This window comes from Streptomyces sp. NPDC015032 (assembly GCF_043080425.1).
Taxonomy (GTDB): domain Bacteria; phylum Actinomycetota; class Actinomycetes; order Streptomycetales; family Streptomycetaceae; genus Streptomyces.
Map to the genome: position 1 here is coordinate 177,468 of NZ_JBIBVN010000008.1, position 24,668 is coordinate 202,135.

Consider the following 24,668-nt stretch of genomic DNA (forward strand, 5'->3'; position numbering starts at 1 on the left):
CTCCCCCGGGGGGCCGCCCCCCGGCGCCCCCCCCCCCCCCCGCGCCCCCGCACCCCCGCGGGCCCCCCCCGCCGCCCCCCCCCCCCCCCCGCCACCGGGGGGGCGGGCGCCGGTACGTTGCCAGGAAGGACACGCATCCGCGCCCCCACCGTTCCCCCGTTCCGTGGGGTGTGGCACGATGCTGGCCACCCCACACCACCGCTGAGGTCCCACCGGCGGCACCGCCCACCCGGGCATCCAGGCATCCTCGATTCACAGGAACCACAGGAGACATCCCGCGTGCAGACCTCCGAGCTCCCGGACCTCGCGCACACCGACAGCAAGCCGCTCCACTGGCTCGCCACCGCGACAGCCATGGCCGCTGTCGTCGCAGCCGCCGGAATGCTCCAGCCGGACCCCGTCGCCTCCGCCTCGACCACCGCACAGCACGGCACCGCGCCCGTCGCCGCACCCGATCCGGAGCGGGTGGTCTATCCCCTGGGATGCGGCGGGACGGGGAGCACCGTGGCCCAGCAGGCACCCGGCGACCTCGACGGCGACGGCCTGCCCGAGACCGTCGCCGCGGTCCACTGCGCGGCCGGGTCCGGCACCCCGCCCAGCGGCATCTACGTCCTCACACGTGGAAGCGGGGCCGCACCCAGGATCGTGGCGACCCTGGTGGACCCCGCGCAGGAGATGAGCGTCGGTGATCTCTCGGTGCGTGATGGCGTCGTCTCCGCCACCCTGTTCGGCTACTCCTCGGCCGACGTACCCCGCTGCTGCCCCGACCAGCAGGAGAAGGTCACCTGGCAGTGGAAGGGCGGCGCGTTCGTCCGCAGCGCCCAGGCCGCCCCGACCAGTGCCTGAGCGGTCACCGCACGTGCTCTCCCGCCAGGAACCACCGGGTCAGGCGGCCTCGGGACCGTACACCTCGACCCTGTCCGAAACACGACGTACGTGGATGCAGTCGCCCGGGCACTCCTTGGCCGAATCGACGACATCCTGGAGCAGCGGCAGCGGTACGGGTGTGGTCGCGCCCTTGTCCTGCAACAGCTCGTCGTCGCCGCTCTTCACATAGGCCAGACCGTCGATGTCCAGCTCGAACACCTCGGGTGCGTACTGCACGCAGATGCCGTCCCCCGTGCAGAGGTCCTGGTCGATCCAGACCTCCAGGTCGTGAGTGTCGCTGCCGGTGGGAGCGTCCTGCTGCACGGTCATTTCTCCTGCCGTTCCCTGCGTATCCGAACCAAAAGAAGCCAGCCCTGACGGGTGTTGACCGGTTCGACGATACAACCGGCCGCTTTCCGATGTTGAAGGGTGGGTATTCCCCTCTCACGAGGGGGAACGCAAGGGTGAAGATCGGACACGCCCCGCAGTCTTTGTGATCTAGGGGTTTCAATCATCACCCACCCAGGTAGGGTCAGGAAGCGTCCAGCTCCCCTTGGAGGAGGTGAGGACCGTGGCAGCCCACGACGACGACATCAACCGCGGCATCCGGCCCGGGCGGGGGTCCGAAGACCCAGCCGGCCAGGTCGCCTATCTCGAGCAGGAAATCGCCGTCCTGCGACGTAAGCTCGCCGACTCTCCGCGTCATACGAGGATTCTCGAAGAGCGGATCGTCGAGTTGCAGACCAACCTGGCAGGCGTGTCCGCGCAGAACGAGCGGCTCGCCAACACGCTCCGCGAGGCCCGCGACCAGATCGTGGCCCTCAAGGAAGAAGTCGACCGGCTCGCACAGCCGCCGGCCGGTTTCGGTGTGTTCTTGCAGAGCAATGAGGACGGCACCTGCGACATCTTCACCGGGGGCCGGAAGCTCCGGGTGAATGTCAGCCCCAGCGTCGAGCTCGACGACCTCCGGCGCGGCCAGGAAGTCATGCTCAACGAGGCGCTCAATGTGGTCGACGCCATGGAATTCGAGCGGGCCGGGGACATCGTCACCCTCAAGGAAATCCTTGAGGACGGCGAGCGGGCCCTGGTCATCGGACACACCGACGAGGAACGGGTGGTACGGCTCGCCGAGCCACTGCTGGACGCCACCATCCGCCCCGGCGACGCGCTCCTGCTCGAACCCAGGTCCGGCTACGTCTACGAAGTGGTCCCCAAGAGCGAGGTCGAAGAGCTCGTCCTCGAAGAGGTGCCGGACATCGACTACGACAAGATCGGCGGCCTGGGCGACCAGATCGAGCTGATCCGGGACGCGGTCGAACTCCCCTATCTCCACCCCGACCTCTTCAAGGAGCACGAACTGCGGCCGCCGAAGGGCATCCTGCTCTACGGACCGCCCGGCTGCGGCAAGACGCTCATCGCCAAGGCGGTGGCCAACTCCCTTGCCAAGAAGGTCGCCGAAGTCACGGGCCAGCCCGCGGGCAAGAGCTACTTCCTCAACATCAAGGGCCCGGAACTCCTCAACAAGTACGTCGGTGAGACCGAGCGGCACATCCGCCTGGTCTTCCAGCGTGCCCGCGAGAAGGCCGGTGAGGGCACCCCCGTCATCGTCTTCTTCGACGAGATGGAGTCCCTCTTCCGCACCCGGGGATCCGGCGTCAGCTCGGACGTGGAGAACACCATCGTCCCCCAGCTGCTCGCCGAGATCGACGGCGTCGAGGGCCTGGAGAACGTCATCGTCATCGGGGCCTCCAACCGCGAGGACATGATCGACCCCGCGATCCTGCGACCCGGCCGCCTCGATGTGAAGATCAAGATCGAGCGTCCGGACGCGGAGGCCGCGAAGGACATCTTCGCGAAGTACCTCACGCCTTCGCTGCCCCTGCACGCGGACGACCTCGCGGAGCACACCGGCTCCAAGGAATCCGCCACGCACGCGATGATCCAGTCCGTCGTCGAGCGGATGTACACCGAGTCCGAGGAGAACCGCTTCCTCGAAGTCACGTACGCCAACGGCGACAAGGAAGTCCTCTATTTCAAGGACTTCAATTCCGGCGCGATGATCCAGAACATCGTCGACCGGGCCAAGAAGATGGCCATCAAGGATTTCCTCGACCAGGGTCAGAAGGGTCTTCGCGTCTCCCATCTCCTCCAGGCATGTGTGGACGAGTTCAAGGAGAACGAGGACCTGCCGAACACCACGAACCCGGACGACTGGGCCCGTATCTCCGGCAAGAAGGGCGAGCGGATCGTGTTCATCCGCACGCTCGTCACCGGAAAGCAGGGCGCGGACACCGGTCGCTCCATCGACACGGTGGCGAATACCGGGCAGTACCTGTAGAACGCGGACCGGCTGCGGATGCCCGGCCGGGCATCCGCAGCCGGTTGCTTTTGGACAGCTCGCACGACACCGCAGCAATGACGTAATTGATCTCCCCACCAGCACAGAGGCGCTCTAGGCTCTTGCGTACCGCCCGGTCGCGCAGTGCGTGGACGGGCAGCGCACGCGCACCGACAAGCAGCGGTACTTGAGCGCCGCCCCTCAAGGGAGCGCCGCCGGGCAAGGAGGGCCGCATGACCGTACGGCGAGTAATGGGCATCGAGACGGAGTACGGGATCTCCGTCCCCGGCCACCCCAACGCCAATGCCATGCTCACCTCGTCCCAGATCGTCAATGCCTACGCAGCGGCGATGCACCGGGCGCGCCGCGCCCGCTGGGACTTCGAGGAGGAGAACCCGCTGCGGGACGCGCGAGGATTCGACCTCGCCCGCGAGACCGCGGACTCCAGCCAGCTCACCGACGAGGACATCGGCCTCGCCAACGTCATCCTCACCAACGGGGCCCGTCTCTACGTCGACCACGCGCACCCCGAATACAGCTCCCCGGAAGTGACCAATCCGCGGGACGCGGTGCTCTGGGACAAGGCCGGGGAACGGATCATGGCCGAAGCGGCCGAGCGCGCGGCCCAGCTTCCGGGCGCCCAGCCGATCCACCTCTACAAGAACAACACCGACAACAAGGGCGCCTCGTACGGCACGCACGAGAACTACCTGATGAAGCGGGAAACCCCCTTCTCCGACATCGTGCGCCACCTGACCCCCTTTTTCGTCTCCCGCCAGGTGGTGACCGGCGCGGGACGCGTGGGAATCGGCCAGGACGGTCACGAACACGGCTTCCAGATCAGCCAGCGCGCCGACTATTTCGAGGTCGAGGTCGGCCTGGAGACCACCCTCAAGCGCCCCATCATCAACACCCGCGACGAACCGCACTCCGACGCCGAGAAGTACCGCCGGCTCCATGTGATCATCGGCGACGCGAACCTCTCGGAGATCTCCACCTATCTCAAGCTCGGCACCACCGCCCTGGTCCTGTCCATGATCGAGGACGGCTTCATCAATGTGGATCTCGCCGTGGACCAGCCGGTGCGCACGCTGCACCACGTCTCCCACGACCCGACACTGCAGCACCTGATCACGCTGCGCAGCGGCCGTACGCTCACCGCGGTACAGCTCCAGATGGAGTACTTCGAGCTGGGCCGCAAGTACGTCGAGGAACGGTACGGAGCGGACGCCGACGAGCAGACCAAGGACGTCCTGGCCCGCTGGGAGGACACCCTCAACCGGCTGGAGAACGATCCGATGAGCCTGTCCGGCGAGCTCGACTGGATCGCCAAGCGGGAGCTCATGGAGGGCTACCGCCACCGTGACGGCCTGGACTGGGACGCGGCGCGTCTGCACCTGGTGGATCTCCAGTACGCCGACGTGAGGGCCGAGAAGGGTCTGTACAACCGTCTCGCGGCGCGCGGCAAGATGAAGCGCCTGCTGGACGACGGCGACGTCGAGAAGGCCCGTACGGCCCCGCCGGAGGACACCAGGGCCTACTTCCGGGGCCGCTGTCTGGAGCAGTACGCCGACGATGTGGCCGCGGCCTCGTGGGACTCGGTCATTTTCGATCTGCCGGGCCATGACTCGTTGCAGCGGGTGCCCACCCTGGAACCGCTCCGGGGCACCCGCAATCACGTCAAGGAGCTCCTGGACCGCTGCCGCACGGCGGAAGAGCTGGTCCAGGTGCTGTCGGGCGGCTGAAAGGGCCGCGATCGGGGAATCATGGGGATGACCCCCGGACGTTGAGACAAGTACCGGGCCAATGTCGGACCCCGTGGGTAGGGTCTGATCAAGTGCTTCGAACCGAGCGGGGTGAGCTATATGGCGACCAAGGACACCGGCGGCGGACAGCAGAAGGCGACGCGCTCCACGGAGGAGGTCGAGGAGCAGGCGCAGGACGCGCAGGCGTCCGAGGACCTCAAGGAGCGCCAGGAGAAGCTGAGCGACGATGTCGACTCGGTTCTGGACGAGATCGATGATGTGCTCGAGGAGAACGCGGAGGACTTCGTGCGTTCCTTCGTTCAAAAGGGCGGACAGTAGTTCACGGACGTGAACGCGGGGGAGTGGAACGGTGCGCGCGGTACGGGCGAAGTCGGCCCGTGCCGCGCGGGCACAAGCGGCACCGCGAGCGGTGCCGCTGCCCCCGCAGTTCATGTGGATCACTGCCACGGGGCGGGTAGGGTCCGTGGCGTAACCGCATCAACTGCAATTCGGCCATCGGCGTGTCGGGAGACGATCCTGACACCTTCCGCGGAGCCGTCGCATACCTGGAGGGAAACGCGTGGAAGCCAACACTCGTAGCACCGGGCGTCTACCAGCTGCCTTCCTGACGCCGGGATCCTCTTCGTTCATGGATTTCCTGTCCGACCACTCTCCCCGACTGCTCCCCGGCAACCGGAACCTGCCACCCCTGCAGGGTGCCATCGAGGCGCCGCACGGGACGACCATCGTCGCGGCGACGTTCGCCGGCGGTGTGGTCCTGGCCGGCGACCGGCGGGCCACCATGGGGAACATGATCGCGCAGCGCGACATCGAGAAGGTCTTCCCGGCCGACGAGTACTCGGCGGTGGGCATTGCCGGCACGGCCGGGCTGGCCGTGGAGATGGTCAAGCTCTTCCAGCTGGAACTGGAGCACTTCGAGAAGGTCGAGGGCGCCCAGCTCTCCCTGGAGGGCAAGGCGAACCGGCTCTCCACGATGATCCGCAGCAATCTGGCCATGGCCATGCAGGGCCTCGCCGTCGTGCCGCTCTTCGCCGGATTCGACGTCGACCGCGAGAAGGGCCGGATCTTCTCGTACGACGTCACCGGCGGCCGGTCCGAGGAAGCCGGCTACGCGGCCACCGGCTCCGGGTCGATCTTCGCCCGCGGGTCGATGAAGAAGCTCTACCGCGAGGACCTGACGGAGCAGGAGGCCCTCACCCTGGTCGTCCAGGCGCTGTACGACGCCGCGGACGACGATTCGGCGACCGGCGGTCCCGATGTGGCCCGGCGGATCTACCCGATCGTCACCGTCATCACCGACGAGGGCTTCCGGAAGCTGGCCGAGGCGGAATCCTCGGAGATCGCCCGCTCGATCCTGGAACGCCGCCTGGAGCAGCCCGACGGCCCGCGCGCCGCGCTGCTCTGACCGCCGTTCCGCTGCTTCTTCGATGCTCTTGTCACTGACAGAAAGGGACGGATAACCGGTGTCGACGCCGTTCTATGTCTCACCTCAGCAGGCCATGGCCGACCGGGCGGAATACGCCCGGAAAGGCATCGCCCGTGGTCGCAGCCTGGTTGTGCTGCAGTACGCCGACGGCATTGTGTTCGTCGGCGAGAACCCGTCCCGTGCGCTGCACAAGTTCAGCGAGATCTACGACCGGATCGGTTTCGCCGCCGCCGGCAAGTACAACGAGTACGAGAACCTCCGCATCGGCGGTGTGCGCTACGCCGATCTGCGCGGGTACACCTACGACCGCGACGATGTGACGGCCCGTGGGCTGGCCAACGTCTACGCGCAGACGCTGGGCACCATCTTCTCCAGCGCGGCCGAGAAGCCGTACGAGGTGGAGCTGGTGGTCGCCGAGGTGGGCGTCGAGCCGGAGGGCGACCAGATCTACCGGCTGCCGCACGACGGCTCGATCGTCGACGAGCACGGCTCCGTCGCGGTCGGCGGCAACGCCGAGCAGATCAGCACCTTCCTGGATCAGCGGCACCGGGACGGGATGACGCTCGCCGAGGCGCTCAAGCTGGCCGTGCAGGCGCTGTCCCGCGATCCCAACGGCAGCGAGCGGGAGATCCCCGCGGAGCGGCTGGAGGTCGCGGTCCTGGACCGTACGAGGCCGCAGCAGCGGAAGTTCAAGCGGATCGTCGGCCGACAGCTGGCCCGGCTGCTGGAGGCGGACGGCGGCGCCGCGCCGACGGACGCCCCTTCCGACATCGAGGACGGCGAGGAGCCCGGGTCTTCCTCGAGCACGACGGACGTCACCAAGTCCACCGATTCCACCGACTCCGGTGGGGACGTGGAGTAGTTCTCCGGTGCCCCGGTCCGCCCTTCCCGGCGGGCCGGGGCACCGTCATGTCCGCGGTCCGTCCGCGGGCGGAGGCGCCGATGAGCCGCGTGCCACCAGCCGCACGGGCAGGCTGCCGGGCTCGGCCGGGCGGCCGTCCAGGACCGCCAGCAGGGCGGCCATGCCGCGTTCGCCGACCTGCTCGGCGGGCAGCTGCACAGTGGTGAGCTCCGGTTCGACGGCCGTGGCCAGGGCCAGATCGTCGAAGCCGGTGACGGAGAGGTCGTCCGGGACGCGCAGCCCGAGTCTGCGGGCGGCCTTGCAGGCGCCCGCGGCGAGGATGTCGTCGTCGCAGACGAGGGCGGTGGGCCGGGGGCCGGGGGCGCCCAGCGCGTGCTCCGCCGCCTCGCGGCCCGCGTGTGCGTCGAGCGCCGCGGCGACGGTCCGTACGGAGGTGCCGGGCACCGCGGCCAGGGCGTCGTGGAGCGCCCGGGCGCGGGCGACGAAGGTCCAGGAGTCGACCGCCGACGCGAGGTGCACGAAGCGTCGGTGACCGAGCGTGAGCAGATGGTCCGCGACCTGCCGCATGCCGTCGGCGATGTCGAGGTTGACCCGGGCCGCGACACCGGTGTCCGCCGGGTCGCTGTCGAGCATGACCAGCGGCAGACCGGCGCCGCGCAGTGCGTCGAGAGCGCCGGCGGCCATGGATGAGGCGATCACCCCGTCGAGGGAGGCGCGCGCCGAGGCGAACGGATCCCTGGCCGGACCGGTGCCTTCGGGCGACGGGTAGAGGACGACCCCGAAGCCGTGTTCGGCGGCGACCGCGGCGGCGCCGGTGTAGACGCGGGCGAAGAACTCGCTCGTGAGCGCGGGCACGACGAGCAGAGCGGTTCTGGTGCGGCCGAGGCGGAGGCTGCGGGCGGCGAGGTTGGGCTGGTAGCCGAGACCGCGGGCGGCGTGCCGTACGCGCTCGGCGGTGGCCTCGGAGACCCGGCCGCGCCATTTGTCGCCGAGTACGAGGGAGACGGTGGCCTGCGAGACCCCGACGGCCCGCGCGACATCGCGGCTGGTGGGCCGGGGCGGGTCGGGGCGTGACGGTGATGCGCTGGTCACTCGGGGCCTCCGGGCCGGTCGGGGCAGGCGCCGTGAGGTGGACCTGCGGACTGGGCACATGGTACGTATGAACCTCGACGTTATACGTAAAACCTCGGGGTGCCGGAGAGCGCCCGCAGGAGAAGGGCGGGACATGGCCGCGGGATATCTGGACATCCTCCGGGCGCGGCATGCCGCCCGGCTGCTGACGGGAACCCTGGTGGGGCGGCTGCCGAACGGCACCGCCCACATCGCGATCGTGCTGTTCACCCGGGCCGAGGGTGGCAGCTACACCCTCGCCGGCGCGCTCGCGGCCGTGTACGGGCTGTCCACCGCGGTCGGACAGCCGCTGCTGGGCCGCGCCGTCGACCTGTACGGCCAGCCGCGCGTCCAGCTGCCGGCCGCCGTGGCGTCGGCACTGGGCATGGCCCTGCTGGCTCTGGTGGGCCTGGGGTCGCTGCCGCTGGCGTACGGGGCGGTTGCGGTGGCCGGTGTCTTCACCCCGCCGCTGGAGGGCGGTCTGCGGGCCCTGTGGCCGAGCGTCCTGGGCAGCGAGGACCGGGTGCACCGGGCGTACGCGATGGACGCCATCGCCCAGGAGGTCATGTTCACCGTGGGCCCGCTGCTGGTGACCCTGCTCGTCTCCCTGTGGTCGCCCGCCGCCGCCCTGCTCGTGATCAACGCGATCGGGGTCCTGGGGGCGCTCTCCGTCGTCCTCTCCGAGCCCTCCCGCGCCTGGCGTTCCGCGCCCCGCGAGGCGCACTGGCTGGGTGCACTGCGCTCGCCGGGGCTGCTGGCGCTGCTCGGTTCCTTCTTCTTCGTCGGGCTCGCGCTCGGATCCATCACGGTGGCCGGTGTGGCGTACGCCGACGACCACGGCCGGGAGTCGGTGTACGGCTGGCTGATGGCAGCGCTCGGCCTGGGTGCGCTGGTCGGGGGCGCGGTGTACGGGGCGCGGCAGTGGGCCGGGGCTCCCGAACGCCGGCTGCGGGGCATCGTCGCACTGCTGGCACTGGGCTACCTGCCGCTGATGCTGACCCCGGGAGTGGTCGCCATGACCGCTCTGGCGGCAGTGGCCGGAGTCTTTCTGGCGCCCGCGATCGCGTGCTCGTTCATCGTGGTCGACCGGCACGCCCCGCGGGGCACGGTGACGGAGGCGTTCTCCTGGCTCGTGACGACGTTCGGGGTGGGTGCGGCGGCGGGAACGGCCGTGGCGGGCCCGGCCGTCGAGCTGGGCGGTACGACGTGGAGCTTCGCCGTCGCGGGGGCCGGTGGGGTGGCGGCGCTGCTGGTTCTCCTGGCCACGGGAAGGGTCCTCGCAGTTCCCGGGCGCACGGCAGTTGCTGCACAGGGGCCGGAAAATGATCGAAACGGTGCTGTCGAACCCGGTTTCAGCTCAGGCCATCAGGCGTAATGTTCAGTCATGGACCGCCGCATTTTCGGGCTGGAGAACGAGTACGGCGTCACGTGCACGTTCAGGGGACAGCGCCGACTGTCCCCTGATGAAGTGGCGCGCTACCTCTTCCGCCGTGTTGTGTCATGGGGCCGCAGCAGCAATGTCTTTCTGCGGAACGGCGCCCGCCTCTACCTCGACGTGGGATCGCATCCGGAATATGCAACCCCCGAATGCGACAACCTGACCGAACTGGTCACCCACGACAAGGCCGGCGAGCGCATTCTCGAAGGTCTGCTCGTCGACGCCGAACGCCGCCTGCACGAGGAGGGAATCGCGGGCGACGTCTATCTCTTCAAGAACAACACCGACTCGGCGGGAAACTCCTACGGGTGTCATGAGAACTATCTCGTGGCGCGGCACGGAGAATTCTCCCGGCTCGCGGACATCCTCATTCCATTCCTCGTCACGAGGCAGCTGATCTGCGGTGCGGGCAAGGTGCTGCAGACACCACGGGGCGCCGTCTACTGCGTCAGCCAGCGCGCCGAGCACATCTGGGAGGGCGTCAGTTCCGCCACGACCCGTTCCCGCCCGATCATCAATACGCGTGACGAACCGCACGCGGACGCGGAGCGGTACCGCCGCCTCCACGTCATCGTCGGTGACTCCAACATGTCCGAGACGACGATGCTGCTCAAGGTCGGCGCGACCGATCTGGTGCTCCGCATGATCGAGGCGGGCACCGTGATGCGGGATCTGACGCTGGAGAACCCGATCCGGGCGATCCGCGAGGTCAGCCACGACACCACCGGGCAGCGCAAGGTGCGCCTGGCCAGTGGCCGTGAGGCGTCCGCCATCGAGGTGCAGCGCGAGTACTACGAGAAGGCCGTGGACTTCGTCGACCGCCGCGGCATCCGCACCGGAACCGTCGCCCGGGTCCTGGAACTGTGGGGCCGTACGCTCGACGCGGTCGAGGCCGAGGACCTCGACCGGATCGAGACCGAGATCGACTGGGTGATGAAGTACAAGCTCATCGAGCGGTACCGGGCCAAGCACAACATGACCATGTCGCATCCGCGGGTCGCCCAGATAGACCTCGCGTACCACGACATCCACCGCCGTCGCGGCCTGTACTACCTGCTGGAGCGCAAGGGACAGGCCGCCCGTGTGTGCAACGACCTGAAGATCTTCGAGGGCAAGTCCGTGCCCCCGCAGACGACCAGGGCGCGGCTGCGCGGAGACTTCATCCGCAGGGCCCAGGAGCAGCGGCGGGACTTCACCGTCGACTGGGTCCATCTCAAGCTCAACGACCAGGCGCAGCGCACGGTGTTGTGCAAGGACCCGTTCCGTTCGGTGGACGACCGGGTGGAGAAGCTGATCGCGGGTATGTGAGCCGGCGACAGGACGACCCCGGCCTCCGACGCGACGCGGGCCCCGTACGTTCCTCGTACGGGGCCCTGCGTACGCCCTAGAGTGTCGGGGACTCAACCAACCGTGCCGTCTGAGATCTGAGGAACAAGTGCGCCGACTTGCCGGCCTTCTCGTCGTCCCCCTGTTGCTGCTGTCAGCGGCCTGTGGCAACGAGAAGGGCTCCGCTTCCGAATCAGCTTCCGCCTCCGCCCCGTCCAAGGACGGGTTCCCCGCGATCACCGCGGGCGCGAAGTTCGGCGAGAAGCCCACCCTGGCCAAGGGCACGGGGAACCCGCCCAAGGAGCTGAAGACCCGGGTCGTCAGCGAGGGGGACGGCGCCACGCTCAAGAACGGCGACGCGATCCAGGTCAACTACCTCGGGCAGGCCTGGGACTCCGACAAGCCGTTCGACAACAGCTTCGACCGCAAGCAGCCGTACGACCTGACCCTCGGCGCCGGCATGGTGATCCAGGGCTGGGACAAGGGCCTGGTCGGCAAGAAGGTCGGCAGCCGGGTCCAGCTGGTCATTCCGCCGGAGCTCGGCTACGGGGCGCAGGGCCAGGGCGACATCAAGCCGAACGCCACACTCGTCTTCGTCGTCGACGTCCTGAAGGCTACGCAGATCCCGGCGTCCGCCAAGGGCACCGAGGTCGCTCAGGACAACATCGACCTGCCCAAGGTCGGTACCAACACGGACGGCAAGGCCCCGAAGGTCACCATCCCGACCAAGACCGACCCGCCGAAGAAGCTCGTCTCCAATTACATCCTGGAGTCCAAGGGCGACGTCGTGAAGGACACCGACAGCGTCGTCGTGAACTATGTGGGTCTGCTGTGGAAGGACGGCAAGACGTTCGACAGCACCTACACCGCCGGCAAGACGCAGACCTTCCCGCTCGCCCAGGTCACCCTCAAGGGACTCAAGAACGGCCTGGTCGGCAAGAAGATCGGCAGCCGGGTGCTCCTCGTCATCCCGCCGGACCAGGGGTTCGGCGACAAGGCGCAGCAGACGATTCCGGCGAAGTCGACGCTGGTCTTCGCCGTGGACATCCTGGCGAAGATGTAAGACTGTCCCGGTTGCGCAGTCATCATTAAGAGGAGCAAGTCAGTGAGCATCGAGAAGCCCGAGATCGACTTCCCGGGTGGCGAGCCGCCGGCCGACCTGGAGATCAAGGACATCTGGGAAGGCGACGGCGCGGTCGCCGAGGCGGGCGCCACCGTCTCCGTCCACTACGTGGGCGTGGCCTTCTCCACCGGCGAGGAGTTCGACGCCTCCTGGAACCGTGGCACCCCGCTGCAGTTCCAGCTCGGCGCCGGCCAGGTCATCTCCGGCTGGGACCGGGGCGTGCAGGGCATGAAGGTCGGCGGTCGTCGCCAGCTGACCATTCCCGCGCACCTCGCCTACGGCGACCGCGGCGCCGGTGGCGGCCGTATCGCCCCCGGCGAGACGCTGATCTTCGTCTGCGACCTGGTCGCCGTCTGATCCGCATCCGTGCGATGCGAGGGCCCGTGCCGCAAGGCACGGGCCCTCGCTTTTGTCCGGACACCGCGTAGCGGTACGGTCGACGGTCGTAGAGCAAAACAGAAAGGGCGTCGATGGCGATCGCCAAGGCCGAGCGGCTGATGAACCTGGCTCTGTGTCTGCTGGGGACCCGGCGCCCGCTGAGCAAGCGCGAGCTGCGCGGTTCCATCGAGGCCTATCTGGAAGCCGGTTCCGACGACGCCTTCAACCGGATGTTCGAGCGCGACAAGGACGATCTGCGCGAGCTCGGTCTGGTCATCGAGACCGTGGAGAACCTGGACGGCGACACGGGATATCTCGCCCGTCGCGACCGCAACCGGCTGCCCCCGATCACGCTGGACGCCGAGGAGGCCGCCGCCCTCGGACTGGCCGCCAAGGTCTGGCAGCAGGCGCGGCTGGCCGGTGCCGCCAGCGGCGCGCTGCAGAAGCTGCGGGCCGCGGGCATGCCGGAGGCCGAGGACGCGTACGAGGTGCACAGCGCCCTCGAACCCCGTATCCCCGTTCATGAGGCGGCCTTCGAGCCGTTGATGCTGGCCTGCCGGGACCGTCGCCCGGTGACCTTCGACTACCGCAAGGCCAACGCCGCCCGGCCCGAGCAGCGCCAGGTCGAGCCATGGACGCTGGAGTGCTGGCGCGGCCACTGGTACCTGGCCGGCTGGGACCGGGAGCGCGGCGCCGAGCGGGTCTTCCGGCTCTCCCGGATCACCGGCCGGGTCCGCTCCCGGGCCGGAGCGTTCACCGCCGAGGTGCCCGACGTCGTGACCGTCCGGGAGACCGTCGAGAGCTGGGCGGGGGAGACCGCGACCCGGACCGCGCGCATCAGGCTGCGCACGGGCGCCGGATACCCGCTGCGCTCACGCGCCCTGTCGGTCCGGGAACTCGGGGACGGGTGGGACGAGTTGGAGATTCCGTACGGGCACGGTCTGGATGCCTGGCTCGTCGAGTTCGGTCCGGACGTCGTCGTGCAGGAACCCGCAGATCTGCGGGCCGACGTGGTGGACCGGCTGCGCGCCGTGGCCAAGGACTGAGGGGACCCATTCATGGCCACGAACGCGATCGACCAGACCCGCCGGATGCTCTCCCTGGTGACGTATCTGCGCGAGCGCCCCGGCGCCCATGTCCAGGACGTCGCCCGCGCCTTCGGGATCACCGAGGACGAGCTGATCTCGGACCTCGATGTGCTGCCCATGTGCGGTACGAGCTTCCGTGGCGGCGACCTGCTGGACATCGACACCGACGGCGACCGGATCTGGTGGCACAACCCGGACGATGTCGCGGAGCCGCTGCGGCTCGCGGCCGACGAGGCGACGGCGCTGCTGGTCGCCGCCCGCGCCGTGGCCACGCTGCCGGGGCTGCGCGAGAGCGACCGGCAGGCGCTGCTGCGCGCCACCGCGAAGCTGGAGACCGCGGCCGGCGAGGTGGGAGCGGCGAGTTCACGGCTCTCGGTCACCTTCGAGTCCGAAGGCGGCGTCTTCGCCGATGTCGACCGGGCGATCTCCGAGCGGCGCAGGCTCTGGCTGCGCTACTACTCGCCCGCGCGCGACGAGCTGACCGAGCGCGAGGTCGACCCGATCCGGCTGTTCGCCGTGGGCCATACCTACATGGAGGCCTGGTGCCGGTCCACCGAGGACCGGCGTACGTTCCGGCTCGACCGGGTCGCCGAGATCCGGCTGCTGGACGAGCCGGCCGCGCCGCCCGAGCTGGAGCTGCGGGACCTGTCCGCAGGGCTCGTCCAGCCGTCGGCCGAGGACCCGGAGGTCGTCGTCGAGGTGGGCCCCGGCGGCCGGTGGGTCGCCGAGTACTATCCGCACGACAGTGCCCAGGAGCTGCCCGACGGCGGGCTGCGGATCACCCTGCGCACCCCCGACCCGGCCTCACTGCGCAGGCTCGCGCTGCGGCTCGGCGGAGAAGGCCGCATCGTCTCCCCGCCGGAGCTGGCACGAAGCGCACAGCAGGCGGCCCGTGCGGCGCTCGCTGCCTACGACAGCCCGGCCTGAACGAGGACCTGAGAGATATGAGCAATATGTCCGTGGTGTCAGGCGTGCCGACCGTGGTGGTGCCCGAGTCCGTACGGTTCAAGGCCGCCTGCCCGGACTGCCGCGAACGGTTCGAGCTGGCGGCGGGCGCCATCCGCCTCGCCGTGGGTGCCAGCCGCCGGACGACGTTCTACTCCTTCACCTGCCCCGCGTGCGGCGCGGCCGTCCGTAAACCCGCCGGGGAGCGGATAGTCGAGCTCCTCACCGGCGGAGGCGTGCGGACGCTGCGCCTCCACACCAGCCTTTAGAACTCCGGACATCTACACACATCGAGGCTCTGCGCATGTTCTGGCCCATGCTCGCCATCGCCCTGGGGTTCCTCGGGATCGCCGTCCTCGGGGTGCTGGCCGTGAAGGTCTTCGTCGAGGCCCGGCGTCTGGGGCGTCAGGTGACGCGAACCACCCAGCGCATCAACCGGGCGGCGGAGGACCTCGAACGCGCGGCGACGGATCTCGCCGCCACCGGTGAGGCGTTGCGCTGAGGGCCGCTCCCACATTCGGGTGACCCCGCTACTCCGTGACCGTGCATCCGTGTGAGCAGGGACAATCGAACCCGGCGGGCGCGGCCTCCAGTTTCCCGGGCTCGGGGGGTACGCTGCTGAAGGCGGCCCTGAGAGCGAGGCATGGGCCGTAATCGCAAGGATGCATGGGTATTGCCCTGCGTTTACTCCTGCGGGATACGATCGCTGACAGTACGACGATCGGACGTCCGTCCGACGTTCGATCCGCCCCACCCCTGCTGCCTCGGTGAGAAGGTACACGCATATGTTCGGAAGGCTCGGCGCTCCCGAGATCATCCTGATCCTCGTCGTCATTGTTCTGCTGTTCGGCGCGAAGAAGCTTCCTGACATGGCTCGCTCGCTCGGCAAGTCGGCCCGCATCCTCAAGAGCGAGGCCAAGGCCATGAAGTCCGAGGGCAGCCCGTCGGCCACCCCGGCCGAACCGGCGAACGACACCGCCGCCCAGGACCAGGCCGTGCCGCGTACCATCAAGGCCGCGCCCGGTGACGTGACCAGTTCGCGGCCGGTCGCCGAGCCGACCGACTCGACCAAGCGCTGACAAGAACCGGGCCGACGCAGGCGCCGTGACCGGTGGCGGCCTGCTGCACGAGATGAGGACGTGGGTTGCTCAAGTCTGCCCGCAAGCAGGAGACGGACCCAGAGGGCCGCATGCCCTTGGTGGAGCACCTGCGTGAGCTGCGTAACCGGCTGGCAAAAGGCCTGCTCGGGGTCGTCGTCGTCACGATCGTGGCCGCGTTCTACTACAAGGGGATCATCGAGTTCTTCACCGACCCGGTGCTGAAGTCGGTCGGGTGCGAGTCCAGCTTCGCCGAGCTCGCCAAGCAGAAGGACGGTACGTGCGCGCGTATCGTCCTGAACGGTCTGCTCACCCCGTTCACCCTTGCCCTCAAGGTCTCCTTGATGGCGGGCGTCGTCCTTTCCTCGCCGGTCTGGCTCTACCAGTTGTGGGCCTTCATCGCACCGGGGCTGCACAAGCACGAGAAGAAGTACTCGCTCGCCTTCGTCGGTGCCGGGTTCCCGCTCTTCCTCGCCGGTGGCTTCTTCGCGTACAAGACCCTGCCCACGATGGCGCGGGTGCTCCTGGAGTTCTCTCCGGCCGACCTCGACAACCAGCTGCCGCTGGACGAGCTGCTGGACCTGATCACACGCATGGTGGTGGTCTTCGGGCTCTCCTTCGAACTACCGCTGCTGCTCGTCATGCTGAACTTCGGCGGGGTCATCACCGGCAAGCGGATGCTCGGCTGGTGGCGGGGCATGATCATGGGCATCACGGTCTTCGCGGCGGTGGCCACTCCCAGTACCGACCCGGTGGGCATGCTGATGCTCTCCGGACCGATCTGGGTGCTGTACTTCGTGGCCACGGCGATCTCGCTCCTCAACGACCGCCGCAAGGCGCAGCGTGCGGCGGCGGGGCCCGCCGATGACGAGGCGTCGGAGCTGGATCTCACCCCCGAGGACATCGGTGAGATCGAACCGGTCTCCTCCAACCGGTCGTTGCCCACCCAGGCGAGCTCGGACCGTGACCGGGACAACGGTTACGACGACATCACCTGACCTTGTAGGGTCCCCCGGGTGACCAGCGAGATCACCCTTTTCGTCAATCCCACCGCAGGACGCGGCCGGGGCGCGCACGCCGCGCAGCCGGCCGCTTCCGCGTTGCGGGACGCCGGATTCTCCGTGCGCACGGTTCTCGGCGAGGACGCCGACGACGCCCTGCGGCGGGCACGGGAGGCCGTCGCCGGTGGCACCGGTGCACTGATAGCCGTGGGCGGGGACGGCATGATGTCCCTCGCCCTGCAGGCCGTCGCCGGCACGATGACTCCGCTCGGCGTCGTCGCCGTGGGTACCGGGAACGACTTCGCCCGCGCCCTCGGGATGCCGATACGGGATCCGGTCGCCGCCGGGCGGCTTGCCGCGCAGGCGCTGAAGAGCGGTGCGGTCCGTGCGGTCGACCTCGGCAGGGTCGGCGAGCGGTGGTTCGGGTCCGTGCTCGCCTCCGGCTTCGATTCACGGGTCAACGACCGCGGCAACCGGATGCGCTGGGCCGGCGGACGGTTCAAGTACGACCTCGCGATCCTCGCCGAGCTCGCCGCGTTCAGACCCATCCCGTACCGCGTCAGGCTGGACGGGGGACCGGTCCGGGAGATCGAGGCGACGCTCATCGCCGTCGGCAACGGATCGACCTACGGCGGTGGCATGCGGATCTGCGCGGACGCCGCCATGGACGACGGGCTCTTCGATGTGACCGTCGTCGGGGACTGCAGCCGCACCACACTCCTCAAGGTCTTTCCCCGCGTCTACAAGGGAACGCACCTCGGCCACCCCGACGTCACCTCGTACCGGGTCTCCTCGATCGAACTGGCAGCGGCCGGTGTCACCGCGTACGCGGACGGTGAACAACTGGGGGCGCTGCCGCTCACCGCGACCTGCGTACCGGGTGCGGTGAGGGTGCTCGCACCGGGTTCTCCCACCGTGATTTAAAGATCGCGTCGCTGTCAGAGGTGGCGGGTAGTCTCGTAGACAAGATGACAGAGGACCTCTCACCAGCTGAGCGATACCAGGCTTCTCGGATCCGCGCCGCCGAGCTGGCCACCGCACTCGCGCCCTTCCGCGAGTTGTACGAGTTCGATCTGGACCCCTACCAGATCGAGGCATGCGAGGCGCTGGAGGCCGGCAAGGGGGTGCTGGTCGCCGCTCCGACCGGCTCGGGCAAGACGATCGTCGGCGAGTTCGCCGTGCACCTCGCGCTCGCACAGGGCCGCAAGTGCTTCTACACCACCCCCATCAAAGCCCTGTCCAATCAGAAGTTCGCCGATCTGGTCAAGCGTTACGGACCGGACAAGGTGGGCCTGCTGACCGGCGACAACAGCCTCAATGGCGATGCGCCGGTGGTCGTCATGACCACCGAGGTGCTGCGGAACATGCTCTACGCCGGGTCGCAGACGCTGCGTGGCCTCGGCTACGTGGTGATGGACGAGGTGCACTACCTCTCCGACCGCTTCCGGGGCGCCGTCTGGGAGGAAGTGATCATTCACCTCCCGGACTCCGTGACCCTGGTGTCGCTCTCGGCGACCGTGTCCAACGCCGAGGAGTTCGGCGACTGGCTGGACACCGTCCGCGGCGACACCCAGGTCATCGTCTCCGAGCACCGCCCCGTGCCGCTCTGGCAGCACGTCCTGGCGGGCCGGCGGATGTACGACCTCTTCGAGGAGGAGACCGACCACGGCGGCCGCGGCACCGGACGCCGCGAGGTCAGCCCCGACCTCGTCCGGCTCGCCCGGATGGAGAACCAGCGGGGATACAACCCGCGTGACCGCCGCCGCGGCAAGATGGTCCGCGAGGCGGACCGTGAGCGCGAGCGCCGCCAGCGCAGCAGGATCTGGACCCCCTCCAGGCCCGAGGTCATCGAGCGGCTGGACGCCGAAGGGCTGCTCCCCGCCATCACGTTCATCTTCAGCCGGGCCGCCTGCGAGGCCGCCGTGCAGCAGTGTCTGCACGCCGGACTACGGCTGAACGACGACGCCGGGCGACGGCTGGTCCGCGAGATCGTCGAGGAGCGGACCGCGTCCATCCCCGGCGAGGACCTCCATGTCCTCGGCTACTACGAGTGGCTCGAAGGACTGGAGCGTGGCATCGCCGCGCACCATGCCGGGATGCTGCCCACATTCAAGGAAGTTGTCGAGGAACTGTTCGTACGAGGGCTCGTCAAGGCCGTGTTCGCGACGGAGACCCTCGCCCTCGGCATCAACATGCCCGCACGCTCGGTCGTGCTGGAGAAGCTCGTCAAGTGGAACGGCGAGCAGCACGCCGACATCACCCCCGGCGAGTACACCCAGCTGACCGGGCGGGCCGGACGGCGCGGGATCGACGTCGAGGGCCACGCGGTGGTGCTGTGGCAGCGCGGCATGGATCCGGGCGCGCTGGCCGGACTCGCCGGTACGCGGACGTATCCGCTGCGGTCCAGCTTCCGGCCCTCGTACAACATGGCCGTCAACCTGGTGCATCAGTTCGGGCGGCATCGCTCGCGCGAGCTGCTGGAGACCTCGTTCGCACAGTTCCAGGCCGACCGGTCGGTGGTCGGGATCTCCCGCCAGGTCCAGCGGAACGAAGAGGGGCTGGAGGGCTACCGGGAGGGCATGACCTGCCACCTCGGCGACTTCGAGGAGTACGCGCGGCTGCGCCGCGACCTCAAGGACCGGGAGACCGAGCTCGCCAAGCAGGGCGCGTCGCAGCGGCGAGCCGCGGCGGCGGCGTCCCTGGAGAAGCTCAAGCCCGGCGATGTCATCCACGTGCCCACCGGCAAGTTCGCCGGACTGGCACTCGTCCTCGACCCCGGGCTGTCCGCCGGACGGACCAACGGGTACGGGCACCGCGGTCTCGAATACCACGACGGGCCGCGGCCGTTGGTGCTGACCGCCGAGCGGCAGGTCAAGAGGCTCGCCTCGATCGACTTCCCGGTTCCGGTGGCAGCGCTGGAGCGGATGCGGGTGCCGAAGTCGTTCAATCCGCGCTCACCCCAGTCGCGTCGCGATCTGGCCTCCGCGCTGCGGTCGAAGGCCGGGCACATAGCGCCCGAGCGGCACCGCAAGGACCGGTCTCCCGCGGCCGACGACCGGGAGATCGCCCGCTACCGGGCGGCGTTGCGCGCACACCCCTGCCACGGCTGCGACGAGCGCGAGGACCACGCTCGATGGGCCGAGCGGTACCACCGGCTGCAGCGCGACACCAAACAGCTGGAGCGGCGGATCGAGGGGCGGACGAACACCATTGCCCGCACCTTCGACCGCATCGTCGCGCTGCTCACCGAGCTCGACTACCTGCGGGGCAATGAGGTCACCGAACACGGGCAGCGCCTCGCACGGCTCTACGGTGAGCTGGATCTGCTGGCCAGTGAATGCCTGCGGGACGGAGTGTGGGAGGGTCTGAACCCTGCCGAACTCGCCGCGTGTGTCTCGGCGTTGGTGTACGAGGCGCGGCAGGCCGATGACGCCGTGGCGCCCAAGCTGCCGTCGGGGCCCGCGAGGACCGCGATGGGCGAGATGGTCCGGATCTGGGGTCGGCTCGATGCCCTGGAGGAGGAATTCAAGATCAACCAGGCGGAGGGGGTCGGGCAGCGCGAACCCGATCTGGGATTTGCCTGGGCGGTCTACATGTGGGCGTCGGGACGGACGCTGGACGAGGTGCTGGGCGAGGCGGACATGCCGGCCGGGGACTTCGTGCGGTGGTGCAAGCAAGTGATCGACGTGCTGGGGCAGATCGCTGCCGCGGCTCCGCGGGAGGGGAGTTCTGTCGCGCGGAGCGCGCGCAAGGCGGTGGACGCGGTGTTGCGGGGGGTCGTGGCCTACAGCTCCGTGGGGTGACCGGTCCGCGGGGTGCGGTGAGGTGCCGGGCGTGGGTTCGCCGGGGCGTCCGGCACCTCTTGGCGCTACGCGGCCGCGCGAGCCGTGTCGCGCTCGGCCACTCCCTCGCGGACGATCGGGATGACATGGCGGTCGAAGTCGATCGCGTCGTCCAGCAGGTCGTAGCCGCGGGCGCTCGTGCTGCGCGGCTTGCGCGCCATGGGCTGGGCCGCGTTCGTCACCGTGCCCGCCTTCCTCGGCCTCGCGGGCTGGGCGATGACGGTCGAGTTCTCCCGGCACGGCATCGGGGGTCTGATGACGTCCGCACCGTTCGGCGCCCACATGTCCGCAGACGGCCGGTCCGCTTCACGCGGACCGGCCGGGGCGCCTTGTCTCAGACCGTCTTCCTGCCGATCTTCATCGAAGCGCCCACGCAGACCAGACCCAGCAGCAAGGTCAGTCCGCCGATGATGACGTTGTTGAGGATGACGCCGAGGCCCGGGCCGCTGCCGACGACCCATGTCGAGGCGATCATCCAGGCACCGATCGCGCAGATGGCCCAGCTCAGGCCGTACATCCGCTGCGGCATGACGGTGAACCCGAGGCCCAGCGCCGCGATCGCGATGCCCATGATCAGGTTGTGCGCCACGAGGGTGGGCTGAGTTGCCGTGAAGTGGAGCACCCAGGGCGAGATGGCGCAGTACAGACCGATGAGAAACACCGGTGCGTCCACGAGGGCCACGTCACGGCCACCGAGCATTCGGGCGTAGCGGTCGCGCATTTCGGAAACATCGGGGTGAGTGGCCATGTCACGGCCGGTGTGCGAGAGGTTCGACATGAGTTCGTCTCCTTCGCTCGTGCAGACCTGACTTCCGTTCTGTGCGCCGGATGGCCTACATGTCCATTCTGCTCTTATCTCACCCTTATGTGTAGATTCAGGGCGTGTGGATGTCCGTCGGATCCGCGACGGACGGGCCGCGTCCAGTCGTCGGGCGAGGGCCGCCGGATCGGCCGCCCGATCAGAGGTCACCCGGCAGGCTCTCAGGGCACGTGGACCGCCACCGAGTGCCAGCCGGTCGCACCGTTGGGCACGGTGCCGACGCGATCGCCGGTCTGGGTGGCGCCGGTTCCGTCGGTGGCGCGGACCTCAAGGGTGTGGTCGCCGGATGTGGCGGGCCACTCCCACACCCACTGGCGCCAGGTGTCCCGGGTGTCCGCGGCGGCCAGCCGGGCCGTGTGCCACTCCCTGCCGTCCACCCGGACCTCGACGCGGGAGATGCCGCGGTGCTGGGCCCAGGCCACCCCGGCCACCGGCACGACGCCGGCCTTCGGCGAGGCGAACGGACGGGGCGTGTCGATCCGCGACTCGGTCTTGACCGGCGCCTGCTGGGACCAGGACCGCTCGACCCAGTAGGCGTCGTACGCAGCGAACGTGGTGAGCTCGATGTCCTTGATCCACTTGCAGGCCGACACGTATCCGTACAGACCGGGAACGACCATCCGGACCGGGAAGCCGTGCTCGAAGGGCAGCGGCTCGCCGTTCATGCCGAAGGCGAGCATCGCGTCGCGCCCGTCCATGACCGCCTCGACCGGGGTGCCGATCGTCATGCCGTCGACGGAACGCGCCACGATCTGGTCGGCGGGGCCGCCCTTCGACGGGGGGAGCACGCCGGCCTCGTCCAACAGCTCCGCCAGACACACACCGAGCCACCGGGCGTTGCCGACGTAAGGGCCTCCGACCTCGTTGGATACACAGGTCAGCGTGATGTCGCGCTCGATGACCTCCCTTCGCAGCAGGTCGTGGAAGCCGACGGTGACGGGCCGCGCCACTCCCTTGCCGTGGATCCTCAGCCGCCATGCGCCGGCATCGACGCGCGGCACGACCAGAGCCGTGTCCACCCGGTAGAAGTCCTTGTTCGGGGTGATGAAGGAGCTCAACCCCCGGATCCTCAGATCGGCGCCCGCCGGAATGGCAGGCGCGGCGGACCGGGGTACCGGGAGGACCAGGTCGTGCCGCGAGGCGGTGGCCCCGGCCTGGACGGAGGACGTGAGCCGCCGTCCCAGATACCCCGCGCCCGCCGAGGCCACCGCCGCCACCGTCGCCGCGACCACGAAACCGCGGCGGTCGGAGGCGTCGGACGGCTCACCGTCCCCCTCCCCGGCCGCGGGAGAGGGGCGGCGAGCCGGTGCGAGCCGTCCGGCCAGGAGGTACAGCACTGCGGCGGCCACCACGGCACCCACCACCGAAGGCAGCGCGTCGGCCGGTGCGCCTTCCGGACGCCCCACCGCAGACACCGCCCCGATCAGGCCGAAGACCAGGACGGCGCCGGAACCGAGCCGCCGGTGCCGCAGCGCCAGCATGCCGATGCCCATCGCGAAGAGCGCCAGGAGAACCAGGATCCCGAGCCGGAGCGCCCATTTGTCGTTCGTGCCGAAGTTCCGTACGGCGAAGTCCCGCACGGCCGGGGGAGTGTGGTCGATCACCGCACTCCCCACCGCTGTGACCGGGCCCGCCTCGGGACGTACGACCGCCGCGGCCAGTTCGGCCACGGCGAGGGCGCAGAATCCGGCGACCAGACCGCCGAGCGCGGCGAGAGCAATGCGTGGCCGGCGGGCCGGGGAGGCCCCGGGCCGGTGCGAGTCGTTCCCGTCTGCTGTCACATGGGGGATTCGTCGCCGGGGGTCCCGGGGATTGGTCCGTCATCCGATCGGATCAAGGCCGGCTCCGGTCGGCCGGGACGCCGGGCCCGCTCGAAGCGGGCGCGGGCCTCGGCGAGATCCACGAGCGGCTCCGGGTAGTCCAGCACCGCCCGTTCCGGGCCGGGAAGCGTCCATGGCTCGTGGACGGCGCGGCCCTCCAGCCCGGCCAGTTCGGGGACCCAGCGGCGTACGTAGTCGCCCCGCGGATCGAACCTCCTGCCCTGGACCACCGGATTCAGGATCCGGTGGGGCCGGGTGTCGGTCCCGGTACCCGCCATCCACTGCCAGTTGAGCTGATTGTTCGCCAGGTCGCCGTCCACCAGCAGGTCGAGGAAGTGCCGGGCGCCCACCCGCCAGTCCATGTACAGCGTCTTGGTGAGGAAGCTCGCCACCACCATCCGGCCCCGGTTGTGCATCCAGCCCTCGTGCGCGAGCTGTCGCATCGCCGCGTCGACCAGCGGATAGCCGGTGCGTCCCGCGCGCCAGGCTCCGGCCTCGTCCTCGTCGGTCCGCCAGCGGTCCTGGCGCGGACGGTAGTCGTCCCAGGCGGCGTCCGGCCTGGCGGCGAGCACCTGGTGGTGGAAGTCCCGCCATGCCAGCTGCCGGACGAACGCGTCGGCGCCGGGAGTGCCCTGGCGCCGCGCCCGATGGATCGCTTCGGCCGCCGAGAGACAGCCGAAGTGGAGGTACGGGGAGAGTCCGGACGTGGCGTCACCGCCCAGGTCGTCGTGGGAGCTCCCGTAGTCGGCCACAGGGCCGTCCAGCCACGACGACAGCAGTCGGCGTCCGGCCCTCTCGCCGCCCCTGGCGAGTCCGGGGGAGGTCCCGGCCACCTCTTCCCGTCGCGGCAACGGCTCGGACGTCACGCCCGGCGGCAGCCGCACCGCGCGCGGAGCGGCCAGTGTGCCCCTCACTTCCGTTGCCTTCCAACGGCGGTAGTAGGGGGTGAACACCGCGTAGTGATCACGGCCCGACGGGACGATCCGGCCCGGCGCGAGCGCGGTGACAACGGCGTCATGGACGTACAGGGTGCAGCCGACGGCTGCCAGAGCCGATCGCAGCCGCTCCTCGCGGTGCACTGCGTACCCGCTCACCCCGCCCGCGATGTGCAGGCTGTGCGCGCCGGTCTCCGCGGCAACGGCGCGGGCACCGGCCACGACATCCTCGTCGCGGACCACCAGCCGGCCGCCTCGCCGGCGCAGCTCCGCGTCCAGATCGGCCAGGCAGTCGGCGAGGAACGCCTGCCGATTGGGGGCGTCGAACCCGGTCCGACGGATGCCGGAGTCCCGTACGAACAGGGGGACGACGTGGTCCGCGTCGCGCAGCGCGGCATGCAGCACGGGGCTGTCGTGCAGCCGTAGGTCGGAGGTGAACAGTGCCACCGAAACGGTCATGGTCGAGCACCTCTCGGGCCGCGCGGG

The 24,668-nt window shown here is 69.5% G+C and carries 23 protein-coding genes and 2 pseudogenes; 19 read left to right on the forward strand and 6 right to left on the reverse strand.

Annotated elements, in window-relative coordinates:
- The first annotated feature begins 279 nt into the window (after positions 1-279).
- Complete coding sequence (locus ACF08M_RS15005; protein ID WP_392185672.1) at positions 280-846, forward strand: hypothetical protein; 567 nt, start codon at positions 280-282, stop codon at positions 844-846.
- A gap of 39 nt (positions 847-885) precedes the next feature.
- Here ACF08M_RS15005 and ACF08M_RS15010 read toward each other — a convergent pair whose 3' ends face one another.
- Positions 886-1,197: a ferredoxin gene (locus ACF08M_RS15010; RefSeq protein ID WP_392185673.1), complete on the reverse strand. Its 312-nt coding sequence runs from the start codon at positions 1,195-1,197 to the stop codon at positions 886-888.
- Between the two features lie 241 nt (positions 1,198-1,438).
- On the opposite strand from ACF08M_RS15010, the gene arc reads away from it, so the two are divergent.
- The 6 genes and pseudogenes from arc (at position 1,439) to prcA (ending at position 7,259) form a co-directional block, all read left to right on the forward strand.
- The gene (gene arc, locus ACF08M_RS15015; protein ID WP_392185674.1) at positions 1,439-3,205 is read left to right on the forward strand and encodes a proteasome ATPase; all 1,767 of its coding nucleotides are present in this window, start codon (positions 1,439-1,441) and stop codon (positions 3,203-3,205) included.
- A 233-nt stretch (positions 3,206-3,438) separates the two neighbouring features.
- Entirely contained in the window at positions 3,439-4,950 is a 1,512-nt protein-coding gene (gene dop / locus ACF08M_RS15020) for a depupylase/deamidase Dop (RefSeq protein WP_392185675.1), read from the forward strand.
- Positions 4,951-5,070: 120 nt separating this feature from the next.
- Positions 5,071-5,289 (forward strand): ubiquitin-like protein Pup, encoded by a 219-nt coding sequence (locus ACF08M_RS15025; protein ID WP_016325855.1) that lies wholly within the window; start codon positions 5,071-5,073, stop codon positions 5,287-5,289.
- 99 nt (positions 5,290-5,388) lie between these two features.
- Positions 5,389-5,579, forward strand: a pseudogene (locus ACF08M_RS15030) (endonuclease domain-containing protein); the annotation flags it as partial.
- A complete protein-coding gene (gene prcB / locus ACF08M_RS15035; RefSeq protein ID WP_392185676.1) occupies positions 5,531-6,376 on the forward strand; it encodes a proteasome subunit beta in 846 nt (281 codons plus the stop codon). The pseudogene ACF08M_RS15030 and the gene prcB, both read left to right, overlap by 49 nt.
- A gap of 58 nt (positions 6,377-6,434) precedes the next feature.
- Positions 6,435-7,259, forward strand: a complete 825-nt coding sequence (prcA, locus tag ACF08M_RS15040; protein ID WP_392185677.1) for a proteasome subunit alpha — start codon at positions 6,435-6,437, stop codon at positions 7,257-7,259.
- Between the two features lie 45 nt (positions 7,260-7,304).
- On the opposite strand, the gene ACF08M_RS15045 is transcribed toward prcA, so the two are convergent.
- Positions 7,305-8,411, reverse strand: a complete 1,107-nt coding sequence (locus tag ACF08M_RS15045) for a LacI family DNA-binding transcriptional regulator (RefSeq protein WP_392185678.1) — start codon at positions 8,409-8,411, stop codon at positions 7,305-7,307.
- 73 nt (positions 8,412-8,484) lie between these two features.
- Here ACF08M_RS15045 and ACF08M_RS15050 point away from each other — a divergent pair, with 73 nt between their 5' ends.
- From ACF08M_RS15050 to ACF08M_RS15105, 12 genes are all read left to right on the forward strand, one after another.
- Positions 8,485-9,744, forward strand: a complete 1,260-nt coding sequence (locus ACF08M_RS15050) for an MFS transporter (protein WP_392185679.1) — start codon at positions 8,485-8,487, stop codon at positions 9,742-9,744.
- A 9-nt stretch (positions 9,745-9,753) separates the two neighbouring features.
- Complete coding sequence (pafA, locus tag ACF08M_RS15055; RefSeq protein ID WP_072484408.1) at positions 9,754-11,115, forward strand: Pup--protein ligase; 1,362 nt, start codon at positions 9,754-9,756, stop codon at positions 11,113-11,115.
- Positions 11,116-11,242: 127 nt separating this feature from the next.
- Positions 11,243-12,196: an FKBP-type peptidyl-prolyl cis-trans isomerase gene (locus ACF08M_RS15060; protein ID WP_392185680.1), complete on the forward strand. Its 954-nt coding sequence runs from the start codon at positions 11,243-11,245 to the stop codon at positions 12,194-12,196.
- Positions 12,197-12,238: 42 nt separating this feature from the next.
- Entirely contained in the window at positions 12,239-12,613 is a 375-nt protein-coding gene (locus ACF08M_RS15065; RefSeq protein ID WP_093894155.1) for an FKBP-type peptidyl-prolyl cis-trans isomerase, read from the forward strand.
- A 113-nt stretch (positions 12,614-12,726) separates the two neighbouring features.
- Positions 12,727-13,680, forward strand: coding sequence for a helix-turn-helix transcriptional regulator (locus ACF08M_RS15070; RefSeq protein WP_392185681.1), 954 nt, complete (start codon positions 12,727-12,729; stop codon positions 13,678-13,680).
- Between the two features lie 12 nt (positions 13,681-13,692).
- Entirely contained in the window at positions 13,693-14,649 is a 957-nt protein-coding gene (locus ACF08M_RS15075; RefSeq protein WP_392185682.1) for a helix-turn-helix transcriptional regulator, read from the forward strand.
- 17 nt (positions 14,650-14,666) lie between these two features.
- Positions 14,667-14,936, forward strand: coding sequence for a hypothetical protein (locus ACF08M_RS15080; protein ID WP_351204547.1), 270 nt, complete (start codon positions 14,667-14,669; stop codon positions 14,934-14,936).
- A gap of 35 nt (positions 14,937-14,971) precedes the next feature.
- Positions 14,972-15,169 (forward strand): hypothetical protein, encoded by a 198-nt coding sequence (locus tag ACF08M_RS15085; RefSeq protein WP_392185683.1) that lies wholly within the window; start codon positions 14,972-14,974, stop codon positions 15,167-15,169.
- A gap of 283 nt (positions 15,170-15,452) precedes the next feature.
- The gene (gene tatA / locus ACF08M_RS15090; protein WP_392185684.1) at positions 15,453-15,746 is read left to right on the forward strand and encodes a Sec-independent protein translocase subunit TatA; all 294 of its coding nucleotides are present in this window, start codon (positions 15,453-15,455) and stop codon (positions 15,744-15,746) included.
- Positions 15,747-15,811: 65 nt separating this feature from the next.
- The gene (tatC, locus tag ACF08M_RS15095) at positions 15,812-16,762 is read left to right on the forward strand and encodes a twin-arginine translocase subunit TatC (protein ID WP_392185685.1); all 951 of its coding nucleotides are present in this window, start codon (positions 15,812-15,814) and stop codon (positions 16,760-16,762) included.
- A gap of 18 nt (positions 16,763-16,780) precedes the next feature.
- Entirely contained in the window at positions 16,781-17,689 is a 909-nt protein-coding gene (locus ACF08M_RS15100) for a diacylglycerol kinase (RefSeq protein WP_392185686.1), read from the forward strand.
- Between the two features lie 44 nt (positions 17,690-17,733).
- Complete coding sequence (locus ACF08M_RS15105) at positions 17,734-20,568, forward strand: DEAD/DEAH box helicase (protein WP_392185687.1); 2,835 nt, start codon at positions 17,734-17,736, stop codon at positions 20,566-20,568.
- 65 nt (positions 20,569-20,633) lie between these two features.
- On the opposite strand, the pseudogene ACF08M_RS15110 reads toward ACF08M_RS15105, so the two are convergent.
- The 4 genes and pseudogenes from ACF08M_RS15110 to ACF08M_RS15125 all read right to left on the reverse strand — a co-directional run.
- A pseudogene (locus tag ACF08M_RS15110) lies at positions 20,634-20,744 on the reverse strand (alkanesulfonate monooxygenase); the annotation flags it as partial.
- Between the two features lie 197 nt (positions 20,745-20,941).
- Complete coding sequence (locus ACF08M_RS15115; RefSeq protein WP_392185688.1) at positions 20,942-21,385, reverse strand: SPW repeat protein; 444 nt, start codon at positions 21,383-21,385, stop codon at positions 20,942-20,944.
- A 203-nt stretch (positions 21,386-21,588) separates the two neighbouring features.
- On the reverse strand, positions 21,589-23,208 hold the full coding sequence (locus ACF08M_RS15120) for a molybdopterin-dependent oxidoreductase (protein WP_392185689.1): 1,620 nt from the start codon (positions 23,206-23,208) through the stop codon (positions 21,589-21,591).
- Positions 23,205-24,641 (reverse strand): cryptochrome/photolyase family protein, encoded by a 1,437-nt coding sequence (locus ACF08M_RS15125; protein ID WP_392185690.1) that lies wholly within the window; start codon positions 24,639-24,641, stop codon positions 23,205-23,207. Before ACF08M_RS15125 ends, ACF08M_RS15120 begins: the two co-directional genes overlap by 4 nt.
- Between the last annotated feature and the right edge of the window lie 27 nt (positions 24,642-24,668).

Bases quoted from the DNA above. Each gene is read 5' to 3' on its own strand.
- tatA (WP_392185684.1), top strand. From the start codon at position 15,453: ATGTTCGGAAGGCTCGGCGCTCCCGAGATCATCCTGATCCTCGTCGTC.
- ACF08M_RS15070 (WP_392185681.1), top strand. From the start codon at position 12,727: ATGGCGATCGCCAAGGCCGAGCGGCTGATGAACCTGGCTCTGTGTCTG.
- ACF08M_RS15010 (WP_392185673.1), bottom strand. From the start codon at position 1,197: ATGACCGTGCAGCAGGACGCTCCCACCGGCAGCGACACTCACGACCTG.
- dop (WP_392185675.1), top strand. From the start codon at position 3,439: ATGACCGTACGGCGAGTAATGGGCATCGAGACGGAGTACGGGATCTCC.
- ACF08M_RS15050 (WP_392185679.1), top strand. From the start codon at position 8,485: ATGGCCGCGGGATATCTGGACATCCTCCGGGCGCGGCATGCCGCCCGG.
- ACF08M_RS15105 (WP_392185687.1), top strand. From the start codon at position 17,734: ATGACAGAGGACCTCTCACCAGCTGAGCGATACCAGGCTTCTCGGATC.
- ACF08M_RS15080 (WP_351204547.1), top strand. From the start codon at position 14,667: ATGAGCAATATGTCCGTGGTGTCAGGCGTGCCGACCGTGGTGGTGCCC.
- ACF08M_RS15085 (WP_392185683.1), top strand. From the start codon at position 14,972: ATGTTCTGGCCCATGCTCGCCATCGCCCTGGGGTTCCTCGGGATCGCC.
- ACF08M_RS15125 (WP_392185690.1), bottom strand. From the start codon at position 24,641: ATGACCGTTTCGGTGGCACTGTTCACCTCCGACCTACGGCTGCACGAC.
- pafA (WP_072484408.1), top strand. From the start codon at position 9,754: ATGGACCGCCGCATTTTCGGGCTGGAGAACGAGTACGGCGTCACGTGC.
- ACF08M_RS15025 (WP_016325855.1), top strand. From the start codon at position 5,071: ATGGCGACCAAGGACACCGGCGGCGGACAGCAGAAGGCGACGCGCTCC.
- ACF08M_RS15075 (WP_392185682.1), top strand. From the start codon at position 13,693: ATGGCCACGAACGCGATCGACCAGACCCGCCGGATGCTCTCCCTGGTG.
- ACF08M_RS15045 (WP_392185678.1), bottom strand. From the start codon at position 8,411: ATGTGCCCAGTCCGCAGGTCCACCTCACGGCGCCTGCCCCGACCGGCC.
- ACF08M_RS15115 (WP_392185688.1), bottom strand. From the start codon at position 21,385: ATGTCGAACCTCTCGCACACCGGCCGTGACATGGCCACTCACCCCGAT.